At 33.1% G+C, this 13,722-nt stretch carries 10 protein-coding genes and 1 pseudogene; 5 read left to right on the forward strand and 6 right to left on the reverse strand.

Annotated elements, in window-relative coordinates; translation table 11 throughout:
• Position 1: 1 nt before the first annotated feature.
• The 5 genes from ES724_RS03325 to ES724_RS03345 all read right to left on the reverse strand — a co-directional run bounded on the left by ES724_RS03325 (position 2) and on the right by ES724_RS03345 (position 4,288).
• Positions 2-1,231, reverse strand: a complete 1,230-nt coding sequence (locus ES724_RS03325; protein WP_146929541.1) for a restriction endonuclease subunit S — start codon at positions 1,229-1,231, stop codon at positions 2-4.
• A gap of 14 nt (positions 1,232-1,245) precedes the next feature.
• Positions 1,246-2,733, reverse strand: coding sequence for a type I restriction-modification system subunit M (locus ES724_RS03330; protein ID WP_146929544.1), 1,488 nt, complete (start codon positions 2,731-2,733; stop codon positions 1,246-1,248).
• Between the two features lie 58 nt (positions 2,734-2,791).
• Positions 2,792-3,016, reverse strand: coding sequence for a DUF2188 domain-containing protein (locus tag ES724_RS03335; RefSeq protein WP_146929547.1), 225 nt, complete (start codon positions 3,014-3,016; stop codon positions 2,792-2,794).
• Between the two features lie 208 nt (positions 3,017-3,224).
• Positions 3,225-3,800, reverse strand: coding sequence for a restriction endonuclease subunit S (locus ES724_RS03340; RefSeq protein ID WP_146929550.1), 576 nt, complete (start codon positions 3,798-3,800; stop codon positions 3,225-3,227).
• A gap of 209 nt (positions 3,801-4,009) precedes the next feature.
• On the reverse strand, positions 4,010-4,288 hold the full coding sequence (locus ES724_RS03345) for a hypothetical protein (RefSeq protein WP_146929553.1): 279 nt from the start codon (positions 4,286-4,288) through the stop codon (positions 4,010-4,012).
• Between the two features lie 1,079 nt (positions 4,289-5,367).
• On the opposite strand from ES724_RS03345, the gene ES724_RS03350 reads away from it, so the two are divergent.
• Positions 5,368-7,179 (forward strand): recombinase family protein, encoded by a 1,812-nt coding sequence (locus ES724_RS03350; protein WP_146929556.1) that lies wholly within the window; start codon positions 5,368-5,370, stop codon positions 7,177-7,179.
• Between the two features lie 10 nt (positions 7,180-7,189).
• Here the strand turns inward: ES724_RS03350 and ES724_RS03355 are convergent.
• A pseudogene (locus ES724_RS03355) lies at positions 7,190-7,699 on the reverse strand (DUF2400 domain-containing protein); the annotation flags it as partial.
• A 256-nt stretch (positions 7,700-7,955) separates the two neighbouring features.
• Between ES724_RS03355 and ES724_RS03360 the strand changes: the two are divergent.
• The 4 genes from ES724_RS03360 to ES724_RS03375 all read left to right on the forward strand — a co-directional run bounded on the left by ES724_RS03360 (position 7,956) and on the right by ES724_RS03375 (position 13,693).
• Complete coding sequence (locus ES724_RS03360; RefSeq protein WP_146929558.1) at positions 7,956-9,164, forward strand: sensor histidine kinase; 1,209 nt, start codon at positions 7,956-7,958, stop codon at positions 9,162-9,164.
• A 90-nt stretch (positions 9,165-9,254) separates the two neighbouring features.
• Positions 9,255-10,454, forward strand: a complete 1,200-nt coding sequence (locus ES724_RS03365; RefSeq protein WP_146929561.1) for a GAF domain-containing sensor histidine kinase — start codon at positions 9,255-9,257, stop codon at positions 10,452-10,454.
• 60 nt (positions 10,455-10,514) lie between these two features.
• Positions 10,515-12,434, forward strand: a complete 1,920-nt coding sequence (locus ES724_RS03370; RefSeq protein ID WP_146929564.1) for a BatA domain-containing protein — start codon at positions 10,515-10,517, stop codon at positions 12,432-12,434.
• Positions 12,431-13,693: a dihydroorotase gene (locus ES724_RS03375; protein ID WP_146929567.1), complete on the forward strand. Its 1,263-nt coding sequence runs from the start codon at positions 12,431-12,433 to the stop codon at positions 13,691-13,693. Before ES724_RS03370 ends, ES724_RS03375 begins: the two co-directional genes overlap by 4 nt.
• Positions 13,694-13,722: the final 29 nt, after the last annotated feature.

The following is a 13,722-nucleotide window of genomic DNA, read 5'->3' on the forward strand; positions in this document are numbered from 1 at the left end:
TCTAAATGTTCACACGTTTTTTTCCAGTTAACAATTGCTGCATCAAACCTTTTTTTTGTAGCCTTAAAAACTTTAATCCTTGTTTATTCTTTTGGATTTCCTCATCTGCATTAATTAGGATTTCTGCAATGGCCAACTGTTCTTTGTATTCGGGAATTTTTACTTCCAATTTCGGGAAATCTTTTTTGCTCATTACTCTGTTTCTTCCTGCTCCACCAGGAGAAATTAAACCAAGTAAGTATTTAAAGCGAGGTTGAACAATGATATACCTAAAATACATGGGACTTGATATTCCTTCTTTAAAAATGAAAGTGGGAAAACGATGAGAAACCAAGCCACCTTCATCTTTTTTATCAACAATGGCAATAGCCTGTTCCCAAGCGAAAGTTATATTAACTAATAAATCATCTTTTTTAACTTCATAAAGTGTGGTCATCGCAACAGTCTCAGGGTCGATGTCTGGTTTGTGAAAAACACCTTTACCGTGACTGCGGAGACCCAATGCTAAATAATTTTCAGACGGTTTATCAACTGGCCTTGGCGTATATTTAATATAATAATCTAATGGTTTGGTTTTCCATTCATCATCAAATCTATTTAACCTCTTTTTACCTGAAAGCAGCTGCTGCATCAAACCTTTTTTACGTAACTCTAGCTGGTCTATAAGCTTCTGTGTTTTATCGATTGCCTGGTCCCAGAAAGAAAGTATAATGGAAATTTTCCTTTGTTCAGAGATTGGTGGCAATGGAATTCTCGCTCCTTTTAAACTGTTTGCATAAATATGCACAACCGAATGTCCTTGACCTAATTTATGAGTTTGGCGTTTAAACAACTCCTGATTCAGCAAATAACCCATAAATACTGTATTTTGTTTATGATTTCGCATTATTATAATATCACCACCTGCATAAGCTTCAAAACTATAAGGAAATGCAACACATTTTCCGATATCTTCAAGTGTTTCGCCAGAACCTGCAAATAGTAAATCATCTTGCTTTAATATAGAGCTACTTTTAGCTGTTTCTTCGCTAATAAAAGTTTTAAATTCTTTTATATTTTCATCATGTGTTGTGTAAATCTCGCCATACCGAATTGCAGGAATTCCATCATTAAGAACTTCATTTTTTAAAATACCTTTTCCTTTCAAAAATGTACCAATATCCCCAAGTTTTACAAATTCCCAATCATGAGGAATTAATCCAACTTTCGTTTTTTTTAATTCTTGTTCCATAATTCCTTCTATATTTAAAACCCTAATTCTACCAGATATTTATTTACTTTACTTTCAACTTCCGAAAGCTCTTTTTTTAATCGAGAAATTTCTTGCTGAGTATTTTTGATATCCACTGATTCTTCTTCTTCGAAAGTGTCCACATATCTAGGTATGTTTAGGTTGAAGTCATTTTCCTTTAACTCCTCAAAACTAGCAACATAACTATATTTGTCTATAGTCTTCCAATTTTGGTAAGTGTCATAAATCTTTTCAATATCGGTCTCCCTCAATTTATTCTGGTTCTTACCATTTTCAAACTCATTACTGGCATCGATAAATAATACATCTGTATTCTCACCCTTATTTTTATCAAAGATTAGAATGGTTGCAGGTATGCCAGTACCAAAGAATAAGTTAGCTGGTAAACCAACAACAGCTTTTAGTAAGTTTTCCTTAATAAGTTGCTGGCGTATTTTCCCCTCAGAACTTCCTCTAAACAATACTCCGTGGGGCAAAATAATCCCACCACGACCATGTTCATTTAATGTTTCAATCATGTTGGTAATAAACGCATAGTCACCTTTACTTTTTGGTGGAATACCACGATGATAACGGTTATAACGGTCGGCCGATGCATCTTCAGCACCCCATTTATCTAATGAAAATGGTGGATTTTGGACGATGATATCAAATTTCATCAAGTTATCACCCTCACGTAGCTTGGGATTATTAAGTGAATCACCCCATTCTATGGTGGCGTTATCCATTTCATGCAGGAACATATTCATTCTTGCAAGGGCCCAAGTACTTCCATTAACTTCTTGCCCATAAAGTGAAACATTCTTTGAACCAATTTCATTAGCAACTTTTAAAAGTAGCGAGGCGGAACCACATGCCCAGTCTGCTACTCGGTCACCCTCTTTTGGTTCTACTAATTTTGCTAATAAAATGGAGACTTGAGATGCGGTATAGAATTCACCAGCCTTCTTCCCAGCATCAGAAGCGAAATTGGAAATAAGATACTCATAAGCATCCCCAATAACATCGTTACCTGCTAAATTAGAAGGTCTTAGGTCCAGTTCTGAGAAATCGGTAAGTAAATGCTTTAAACGCCTGTTACGGTCCTTGGTTAGCCCTAGGTTAGCTTCAGAGTTATAATCTATATTTCGGAACACCTTCTCTAATTTAGAGCGGTTAGCATCCTCTAAATCTTCCAGACCTATATTGATAAGCTCTCCAAGGTTTGCTTCATTACGATGCTCGTTTAAATAGTCAAATGAACTGTTTACAGGCACCTTGAAACGCTCATGTTTCAGTGCACGGTCCACACGCACATCATCCCCATCATACTTCTTTAAATACTCTTCTTTTTTCTCTTTGTGCACATCCGTGATATACTTGATAAAGAGCATTGTTAAAATGTAATCTTTATATTGTCCTGCATCTATTGTACCTCTAAAGGTATCGCAAGCTTTCCATACTTTTTTATTGATAGTATCTTGCGTTAATTTATCGCTCATAATATTGTAATAATGAGGGGATAGTTTATTTATTACCCCCTCAGGTTAGTTAATTATTTTATCCTTTTGGTGGGAAATCATCACCACCATGAGAATCCTTACGCTGAATTTTCCCATCCTTACCGTGGATGTAAAGCTCGGAACCCTCCTTTTTAGAGAGGTCTCTGCTATATTTTTCAGCGTCTTTTTTGATGTCAAAATTCTTGGAAGCTCTATTTGAACCACCTTTTTTAGAATCCCAACCGCCATCAGAATTGGGTATTACGTGCCTTGTGTTAGACATAGTTAATCAATTTAAATTTAGCATCCAATATCATCACGGTGTAGGATGTGATTACAGAGTCTAGTCATCAACATTTGGTTCATAACTATAGTTGGCATACTTTTGCTTTTGCGAAACAGTGAGTATCAGTTTGGTGACAAGCCGCTGAAAACTCCTATGCCAAGTGAGCCTCTTGATGGACTAAATCTTGAGGCTTTCTTATTTTTGGTCAGTATTTATTTTTATTGGTTAATAATTCATTTACAACTCCACGCTTAAGGTTTCGTTTTTCCTGTAATATTTTATCTGTAAGCTCAATATCCTTATTAAACAGATTGTATATTTCTAAAAATTTCTGTTGTTCGGATATCGATGGAATCATCATTTCAAGTTCCTTTAATTCTTTCTTTGGTATAGATGTGATTGTAGCTCCAGCACCAATCATACTCAGTTCGTACTGCAATCTTTCTGAGTTTAAGACCGCGGCTAAGTACTCTCCAATTACAACCTCTTCTGAGCTCCTCAAAAGATAGAATAACGAAGACGGAACCATTGGTCCCAAAGATTCATTATAAGCCCAAGCAAAGGTTCTTAATCCCTTTCCAGCTAATATCACATCATTACTTTTTAATTGAAATTTCAAAGCCTTATCATTTAAGTCAACATAACTATTTTGAAAATTGGTGGGATGAAGGTTATCATCAAAATGACTACCTAGAAGATATTTTATGGTACCTTTAGACTGGGTCTTCATGTGAGGACCAAATTGTACTTCTGCTATTTCACCAATCTTATAGTTTTTCATAAAAAAATTTTGTAGGGAGTTTCAGATTCAAATCTAAGCTGTTTATTCCACCTAACAAAATATTTTTGTAGAAAGTTTCAAATTTTTTGAAGTGTGTTCGAACACGATATGATTATAACACAGTATAAAGGTACTGTTCAACGTAATTAATTGGATTTTCATGGTGCTGTTAACATGTCACATACATGTAATAAAGTACATAAAAAGTACTATTTCCGTAGGTATTTCTCTGCACAATGTCTATTTTCTACTTCCCCCACCAGAACATCATATTCAGACTCTTCAATTCCGCTTTCCTTGATTACATCATGGATATCTTTAAACAACTCTTCATGGTTAAGCATAGATAATCCATGAACATGATTAACTCCTCGTTTGGTTTTTTCGATTACGAAACACCAATCCTTATTTGTATCCTGATGTGGGAACGCTTGTTTAACTTTATCAATTAAATAATTATGGGCAGTATCATCATAGCTATCACGCATCACCCAAGTGATGAATGATTTCCAAGGTTGATTATACCGTGTTGTGTTTCTTGGCTTGTATTTAGAATAGAATTCGTCAACAATTAATTTACTTATGAACCATTGGTCATTCTCTTTATACATATATCTAGAAAGACCAGTATACTTAATCTTTAGTTTTGCTATACGTGACCTAACGGTTCTTTCACTAACCCCTGTTATCTTTATAATCTCAGTAGTGGTGTAATAGTCTTGTAATCTATGTTTACTTCTAAAGAAGTCTAAGTGTTCAAGGTATAGTTGTTTTGGTATCATACATTCTCATATTTAATCTTTGTTGTTATCCCTTATTCATAAAGGGTCGAGAGGCGTAAGTGCCTTGCTCTGAGAATAAATATGCACGTGCAATAGTAAAAGACCAAAAAATTAAATATTTCTTGAACCCTTGATATCATTGAGATTATTGGGCATTTTGTCTTAAAAATTTTTAATGAAGACCATGCAGAAAAGCAGATTTTAGCATTAAAAAGATTTGCATGGTGGTTTTTGGTTTTAAAGAGGTAAAAAAAAATCGGAAATTTTCTGGTCGAAAAATTTAAACACAATATCATAACCATTTAAAGTTACTACATAGGTACCCCTATGTATCAGGGGATACGGAGGGGGGGGGCTGGGTGAAGTTGACCCAGGGAGGAATAAGCTAAATAACTTCTATATTGTGAAGCTTGAGAAAATATCTTTGATGTGGTAAGGATTGTATTGATTAAATCCATCGGCCTTGGTAATATCCTAAGGTTGATTATACTTAAACTTTTTAATTGAGCTAGATTTGAAAACTGATAATTTGGATTAATTAAAAAATTATTATAAAACCAAATTGGTCATTCTTCATTGGTTCAGAATCTTTGGGTCTGCTATAGAAACAGGTGATTCGATAGACATAATTTTCAAGGTGCTACAATGGACTATACTAATCTTAATTACTTTGTTAATATGTTTATCCGCAAGGGAATAAATTAATATCATCAATCTTCTAATTTAGCTTTTCAGACAAATAGGATGAGTTTGTACTTAGAACCTCCTTTGAGATAAACTAAAAAATGGTAGCAATATATTGCAGAATTTCAGGTAAGAAAGCTGAGGGTAAAGATGTTTCAATTGAGGACCAGGAAGCTCAGGGTATACACTTTGCAGCTAGGCTTGGTCAACCTTACAAGGTCTACAAGGACATCGGTATATCAGGTGCCAAGAATGAAATCGAAGACCGACCTGAATTTGCTGAAATGTTTTCTGACATGAAAAAAAAGTCAATTACATCAATATTTGTTATTGACCAAAGTAGGATTGAAAGAAATAGCAGAATTTGGCAAATGTTCAGTTACGCTATCCTCAAGTATCAATGTATATTTTACATTGGTGGAAACCTTATAGATTTAGATGATGAAGAGACCCGCTTATCCACGGGAATTATCTCCCTTACAAATGAGTTTTTTGCCAAAATTACTTCCAGGAAAGTAAAAACGGCTAACCGACTTAATGCAGCAAAAGGTAAGGGACATGGCATAACTGCTAATGGCTATAAAAAGGATAAGGATGGCTATTTAGTTATTGATGATATCATGGTTGATACAATACGTAATATTTTCAAATGGTCATTGGAAGGGATTGGAACTTATACTATAGCGAAGAAATTGAATGAAGCAGGTGTACCAACTAAATCTTTCCAATTTGCAAAAAAATATATTATCAGGACGGATAAATATACTGGAAGAAAAATAAAATACCCCAGAAGTAAGGTCCCGTGGAGAGGGAATGTAATTTATGATATGATAACGAATCCCATCTACAAAGGAGACCGACATTACGGAGATGTGGTTGCCAAAATTGAGGGAATTATCTCAGAAGAACTATGGGACCAGGTGAACAAAAACCTTGCTAAGAATAAAAAAAATGTTGGTCCGAAAACTAAATTCCATTATCTACTCAACGGTTTTATATTTTGTGCTGAATGCGGTTCTGATTATAGGGGTAAGATTAAGGCAAGTGGAAGAAATACTACATATTACTGTAAAGGAAAATCGCAAGGAAAAACCTGTGAATCAAAAAGAGGTTTGAATATTCCGAAATTTGAATCCTTCATATTAAACCATCTCTTTGAAAGTGAAGAACTTTATAAAAAATTATCAAATCTTAAAAAAGATTCTGATAAGGAAGAATTACTAAAGGAAGAAACACACCAATTATATAAAAAGAAAGAAGAAATTGATGAATCACAGAAGCATCTGTACAAACTGATGCTCGACCCACGAATTAAAGATGATGTCCGAGATGATTATTTGAGAGTTAAAATGGATTTTGAGGAAATTACCGAGTTGATAAAGAAAAGTGAGGAAACCTTATCAATGCAATCGCAAGTTAAGCGTAAGGCCAGAATTGATAAAATTTTCGGTGAATTTAATTATACTCTTAATTTTGACGAGATAAAAAAATCGGTTCATGGTATAATTGAATCTATTCAAGTTCAACATTTACCAGAGCAGAAGAATTTTGTGGTACAAATAAACTATCGTGGGTTTAATAAGAAATCGGTTTTCGCAACCGACCATAACCAAATGAAGTGGGTTAACATGAGCCATCATGAAGTCATTCCTTTAACTAGTGAAGATAAAAGCGAGCAAGATGACCTTTTTGATTTTCTTGCTAAAGGAAAAAATTGGTCAAAAGTAGAATTGATTGATAGTCTAAAACATTTTAATGTTTGGAGAGATGAGTTAGAGTCCTCAACTTATCCAGAACTTTTAAATGAGGTCAAGAAATTGGGTCATGAAGGTGAATCAGTTGTCAACATTGAAACTTCTAATATTGTATTGAATAAGGAACACATTTATAATTTTAATTCAAACACATCCTAATTACCCCTTTATATATATTTATTCTTTTTGCCGCCGATCCTTTTAAAGGATCACTCACATGCTTTTCTGTTCTAGATAAATGTTCAATTTGAAAAAAAACAGTTTTAAACTCAGAGATGTGTTGCTGTAGGGATCCATTTGTAGTTGGGCGCGAGAAAATTGCTTCAAGTCCGCCATGATTAGTATATATATGTTTCAGGCTTTTTATAAAACTCTTAAAATCTAAACCATTAAATGTTCTATGAACAAAATTATCCAAAGGTTCTAAATGTGATTCAGAATGATTCAAAATGAAATCATAGGGAGAATTCCCAAGATGATCCATCATGCTATTTGCATTCTTAATAATGCTCTTTCTATTTCCCCAGGCAATAGTAGCGGCCAAAAAACCAGCAATTTCTATATCTTCCTTAAGGTAAAATTTATGCGGAATACTTATAGGGTCGCTTCCAATAAAATTGAAATTATTGTATTGTATAACTTTAGAATCGAGAAACTCTTTTAATTCTGTAGGTGACAAATTGATATATTTAAAATAATAAATATCAAATATAAAGTTTCGGGATCAAATACTGATACTGGGTTTACATATTTAAATTTTTCTATTTTGCTGAGAAACCAATAAGTATCTACCTTTACAAAAACAGTGAATTTCGAGATACAGGTTAATGGCATCATTATTGAACAATTTAACGCTTTTAGTTAAATTTAATATTTCATTAACTTTAACTATTATTACATTGTTTAACAAGATTCCAACCAAGATCTAATTTTATATGATTGAAGCTTTACAACCTGAGAATGAAATATCAAGAATAACCTCTCTACATGACCTTCAGATTCTGAATTCTGAACCCGAAGAAAAATATGACAATATAGCTCAATTAGCATCCTATATTTGCGATGTGCCTGTTTCTCTTATTACACTTTTGGCAGAAGATAAGAATTGGTTTAAAGCAAAATCTGGGACAGATATGTGTGATTCAGATAGAAATATTTCATTTTGTTCTCATGCTATTTTGCAACCCGACGAATTAATGGAAATTCCAGATACACTTTTAGATGCTAGATTTGTAAATAATCCATTGGTGACTACAGGTTCTAAAATTAGATTTTACGCAGGTATGCCAATTAAATCAAATATTGGCGAAGCGGTTGGCACTCTATGTTTACTAGATACTGAACCACATTCTCTTAACGAAAAACAAAAAACTGCATTAATAGCCTTAGCAAGGCAAGTAGAAAGTTTGTTCGAATTAAGAAGGCAGAATATCGCTTTAAAAAAAGTAAAAAAAGAATTAGGAACAAAAAATAATTTACTTAAAGAATTTGCCGGGACTGTATCTCACGATATGAAAATGCCTCTTGCAAATATGATAATCACTTCAGATCTCCTTAAAGCTAAATACGGGAATTTGTTAGATGATACAGGGCTTAGCTACCTTACTTATTTAAAACAATCTTCTTTTAGGTTAAGCAATTATATTACAGATATTCTCAATCATTACGAAAGCGACACCTTATTAGACTCTCATACTGAAGATTTTGATCTACAGGATGTTTTAGAACAGATCATAGATCTCCTGAATATAAAATATGATTGTGAGATTAATTTACCTGAAGACAATTTAACAGTTCATTGCAATAGAGCTGCTTTTCAGCAAATATTTTTCAACCTAATTGGAAATAGTTTAAAATATAATAATCAAGAAAAAATTATTATAGATGTTACTAGTATAGAAAAAAACGGTTATTATCATTTTTCTATAACAGATAACGGAATTGGTATTCCTGAAAATAAACAAGAAGCTATTTTCGAACTCTTTACGATTGTAGAGGAAGCCGATAGAAGTGGTAACCGTGGAAACGGAATTGGTCTCTCCACCGTTCAAAAATTAGTGCATAATTTAGGAGGAGAAATTTCAGTAAAATCAAAAATAAATAAAGGCACAACTTTTAATTTCACCATTAAAAGAGCGCTTTAAAATAAAATATCATTGATTTCCAGTAAAATAGCCGGGAAAAATTTCATATTATTGACTATAGATAGTTAACTGTTGCAAGCAGGTAAGAATATGGAGCAAAAAATAGCGTTTAACGAAAAGATAAGGCAATCTGTACTAATAGATTATAATATTTCCAAAACGTCTACTAAAGAAGATTTTAATCAACTAACCTTTCTGGCAGCTACTATCTGCCATGCCCCTACAGCATTTATAAGTATAATAGATAAAAATCATGTTTGGCTAAAGTCTAAAACAGGAATAGAGATAGAAGAAATTGAGCGAAAAAATTCATTTGCACAACTTACTTTAGAATCTAAACTGGATATATATTGTATCAATTATTCTAATGATCCCAAGGCTTTTGAGGATGTACAAAAATATTATAATAATAATTACAAATTTTATGCAGGAATTCCATTAACAAACCTTCAAGGATATACTATTGGAGTTTTAAGTGTTTTAGACACAGAGGAAAGAGAACTTAAAAAAGAGCAAATAGAGGCTTTAAAGGCGTTGGGAAATCAATGTATGAAGTTGTTTGAATTTGCTAAGCAAAATAAAAAGTTTAGGGTAATTCAAAAAAAATTGAAACAGAAGTATCAGGAATTGGAGAAGTTTGCAAGTGTAGTTTCTCATGATATAAAGTCTCCATTGGCCAATATAATTTCGCTTACAGAATTACTTAAGGTCGAAAACCAAGGGAAATTTGATGAAGAAACCACTCAATACTTAAATTATCTCAATGAATCTTCTTACTCCCTTCGGAGTTATGTAGATGGGATTTTGAGCTTTTATAGAAGCGAACATATTTTAGAGAAAGATTACGAAAATGTAGATCTTCATAATCTTCTAAGCGGCATTGCACATTTATATGATGTTGCAAACGATGTTGAAATAGATTTTCCAGAAACTGCAACATTACATCATGTTAATAAAGCAGCCCTTACACAGGTTTTTCTGAATTTGGTAACCAATGCATTAAAATATAATAGTAAAGACCACAGAAAGATCCAAATTACTTTCAAAAAGACCGAAACTTTTTATCACTTTGCCGTCATAGATAATGGAGATGGTTTTTCTGAAGAGAATTCTTCTAAGATCTTCGAGCTTTTTACTACCCTGGACACCAACGATCGTGACGGGAACGCAGGAAGTGGTATTGGGCTGGCAACTGTAAAGAAACTTATTAATAGTATGGGAGGAACTATAAAGGTGAATTCTACACCTGGAGAAGGGAGTTCTTTTCAGTTTACTATTAAACGAGTTTAATTCCCCTAAATCACAGTATTAAAAAGCTGTTTTATATATTTGAAAAACAATTAAATATTCATGCAGTTTTATCATCCAGAGGTATTATACGCGCTTGTACTGCTGATTATTCCCATTATTGTTCATTTATTTCAGCTTAGAAAGTTTAAAACAGAGTATTTTACCAATGTAAAATTTCTCAAAAAACTTAGCCTCCAAACCCGAAAAAGCTCCAGAATAAAAAAATGGTTAATTCTGGCTACTAGATTATTGGCGCTTACAGCTATCATTTTTGCTTTTTCTCAACCTTATTTCCCTTCTTCCAGCACACAAAATTCTAAGAATTTAGAAACTGTTATTTTCTTAGATAATTCTTTTAGCATGCAAGCTTTGGGTAAAAAGGGAAAATTATTAGAGCGCAGTGTACAAGAATTATTAGAAAGTGATTTTTCAGAAAAGAACATCACTTTAATTACTAATTCTGAAGATTATAAAAATCTAACTAAAGAAAATCTTCAAGACATAAAATATTCAGGAAATCAATTGGATTTCAAAACTGTGATATTAAAAGCAACGAATAGTTTTTCAAAAGATACTAGCACTTCAAAGAAATTTCTTATAATTTCTGACCTTCAACAAAATTTTGAGCTTCCAATAGATAAAAAGAATTCTGAGATTGAAATATATACGTATCAACAGGCTCCAGAGCGCAAAGAAAACATAAAGATAGATACTGCATTTCTTTCATCTGAAGCTATGGAGTCCAGAATACTGGAGCTTACAATAAGTAATACTGGTAATAGTTCTCAAAGTACACCCGTATCTCTTTATAACAACGATAAGCTAATTGGAAAAACCAGTGTTAGCTTAGAGCCAAATAGTTCTATAAATCTAACATTTCCAATCAATGATCATGAAATACCACATGGGAAGGTCCAAATAGAAGATAACGGACTGCTATTCGATAATACTCTTTATTTCTCGCTGAATAAAATTCAACCTATTAAAGTATGTAGTATAAATCAGGAAAAAAGCGACTTTTTACAACGTATCTACACTGCTTCAGAATTTGATTATACCAGTTTTTTAGCGACTTCTATAAATTACAATGCACTGAATGATGCGGATGTTATCATTTTAAATGAAATCCCAGATCTCAATGAAATACTAGCTTCTACCCTCTCCAAATTAGCGTCAAAAAATAAAGTTTTTATCATTATTCCTTCCGCAGAAAATTTGGGTTCTAATTTTATTGATTTTTTAAATACACTTGGAGTTTCAGGTTTTGATAAGCGACAAGAAGAAGAGAAATTTATAACAGGTATAAAATTTCAGCATCCACTTTATAAAGGAGTATTCGATAAGCAGGTTAAAAATTTTGAATACCCAAAAGTGCAAATCAATTATAATTTAAATTCAGGTTCCAATACCATTTTATCGCTGCAGGATAATCAGCCATTTTTATTTCAAAAAGATAATTCATTTATATTTTCGGCTCCCTTAAATTCTAAAAACTCAAATTTTATTCAATCTCCCTTGGTAGTTCCTACTTTTTATAAGATGGCTATTTCTAATATTAACACTCCTCCTCTATACACTTATTTAGGCAAGGAAAATAAGATCACAGTTCCAATAGCAGTGAATAATGACGAGATCGTTAAATTGAGTTCAGAAAAACTATCTTTTATACCCCAGCAAAAAAGTTTTGATGGAAAAATAGAGATCACCACCAACGAGTTGCCACGAAATCCCGATAATTATTCCGTAGAACTAAGAGATACGACACAAATGGCTATTAGTTATAATGTAACCAGAGAGGAAAGTAAGATGATCTATGCAGATTTAGAGGGCACTAAAAATTTACAACAAATCGAGGATTTGAATGAATTCTTTATTTCTGAAGGCTATGTAGATGAAAAGAATACTTTTTGGAAATGGTTTGTTACTTTTGCACTGTTATTTTTAATAATTGAAACTTTACTTCTAAAATATTTTAAATGAAGCTACTCCTTAAGGCTGCCAAAATAATAGATCCAGGATCTAAATACCATCACAAAAAGGTAGATATTTTAATTGAAGGAGGAATAATTAAAAAGATTGGCGCTTCCCTGAAAATTAAGGATGTAGATAAAGAGATCGATCTCAAAAATCTTCATGTTTCAAAAGGTTGGTTTGATAGCAGTGTGAGTTTTGGCGAGCCGGGATACGAAGAACGGGAAACTATTAAAAATGGACTTAAAGTAGCCGGGCAAAGCGGATTCACTCAAATTGCTCTTAACCCCGGAACAAACCCTGTATTAGATAATAACGGAAGTATAACTTCAGTAAAATCTAAAGCTGAAAACAACGCGGTACAACTATTTACCATTGGAGCGCTAACCAATAAATCTGAAGGAAAAGATCTTGCTGAGTTATACGATATGCATCAAGCGGGAGCAATTTCTTTTGGAGATTATAAAAAGGCTATTTCCCATCCAAATCTTTTAAAACTCTCTTTATTGTATGCTCAAAATTTCGACGGACTTGTGCAATCCTTTCCGCAAGACGATCAAATTGCGGGTCATGGATTAGTAAATGAGCATATTAATAGCACTTCTCTTGGACTTAATGGTATCCCAGCTCTAGCAGAAGAACTGCAAATAATCCGGGATCTTTATATTCTGGAATACACAGGCGGTAAGTTACATATTCCAACTATTTCTACTGAAAAATCTGTAAAACTGATTAAAGATGCAAAGAAAAGGGGCTTAGATGTAAGCTGTAGTGTTGCAATTCATAATTTGATATATACCGATGATGAATTAGTAGAATTTGATACGCGCTATAAAGTATTACCTCCATTACGAACCAAAGTGGACGTAAAAGCTTTACGCAAAGGAGTTCTGGACGGCACTATAGATATGGTAACTTCAGATCATACACCAATAGATCTAGAACATAAAAAAGTAGAATTTGAACATGCTCTTTATGGCACAATTGGATTAGAATCAGCCTTTGGAGCACTCTCTACTATCTTCGATCTGGATGAAACTGTTAGTCTATTAACCAAAGGCAGAGCACGCTTTAAGATTCCCGAAGTAGAAATCAAGGAAGGAAATCAGGCTAATTTTAGCCTTTTCGATCCTGAGGAGCAAAGCACTTTCAATAAAGAAAACATATATTCCAGTTCCAAAAATAGTATGTTCTTAGACTTAAAGATAAAAGGAAAGGTTTATGGAATTATAAATGGAACAAGATCTAGTATGCCTACTATAGGTTAATTGCATATTTTTGTAATTCATCGATCAAC

It is taken from the genome of Gillisia hiemivivida (genome assembly GCF_007997295.1).
Classification (GTDB): domain Bacteria; phylum Bacteroidota; class Bacteroidia; order Flavobacteriales; family Flavobacteriaceae; genus Gillisia; species Gillisia hiemivivida.

Bases quoted from the DNA above. Each gene is read 5' to 3' on its own strand.
- ES724_RS03375 (WP_146929567.1), top strand. From the start codon at position 12,431: ATGAAGCTACTCCTTAAGGCTGCCAAAATAATAGATCCAGGATCTAAA.
- ES724_RS03370 (WP_146929564.1), top strand. From the start codon at position 10,515: ATGCAGTTTTATCATCCAGAGGTATTATACGCGCTTGTACTGCTGATT.
- ES724_RS03345 (WP_146929553.1), bottom strand. From the start codon at position 4,288: ATGCGTGATAGCTATGATGATACTGCCCATAATTATTTAATTGATAAA.
- ES724_RS03330 (WP_146929544.1), bottom strand. From the start codon at position 2,733: ATGAGCGATAAATTAACGCAAGATACTATCAATAAAAAAGTATGGAAA.
- ES724_RS03350 (WP_146929556.1), top strand. From the start codon at position 5,368: ATGGTAGCAATATATTGCAGAATTTCAGGTAAGAAAGCTGAGGGTAAA.
- ES724_RS03335 (WP_146929547.1), bottom strand. From the start codon at position 3,016: ATGTCTAACACAAGGCACGTAATACCCAATTCTGATGGCGGTTGGGAT.
- ES724_RS03360 (WP_146929558.1), top strand. From the start codon at position 7,956: ATGATTGAAGCTTTACAACCTGAGAATGAAATATCAAGAATAACCTCT.
- ES724_RS03325 (WP_146929541.1), bottom strand. From the start codon at position 1,231: ATGGAACAAGAATTAAAAAAAACGAAAGTTGGATTAATTCCTCATGAT.
- ES724_RS03365 (WP_146929561.1), top strand. From the start codon at position 9,255: ATGGAGCAAAAAATAGCGTTTAACGAAAAGATAAGGCAATCTGTACTA.
- ES724_RS03340 (WP_146929550.1), bottom strand. From the start codon at position 3,800: ATGAAAAACTATAAGATTGGTGAAATAGCAGAAGTACAATTTGGTCCT.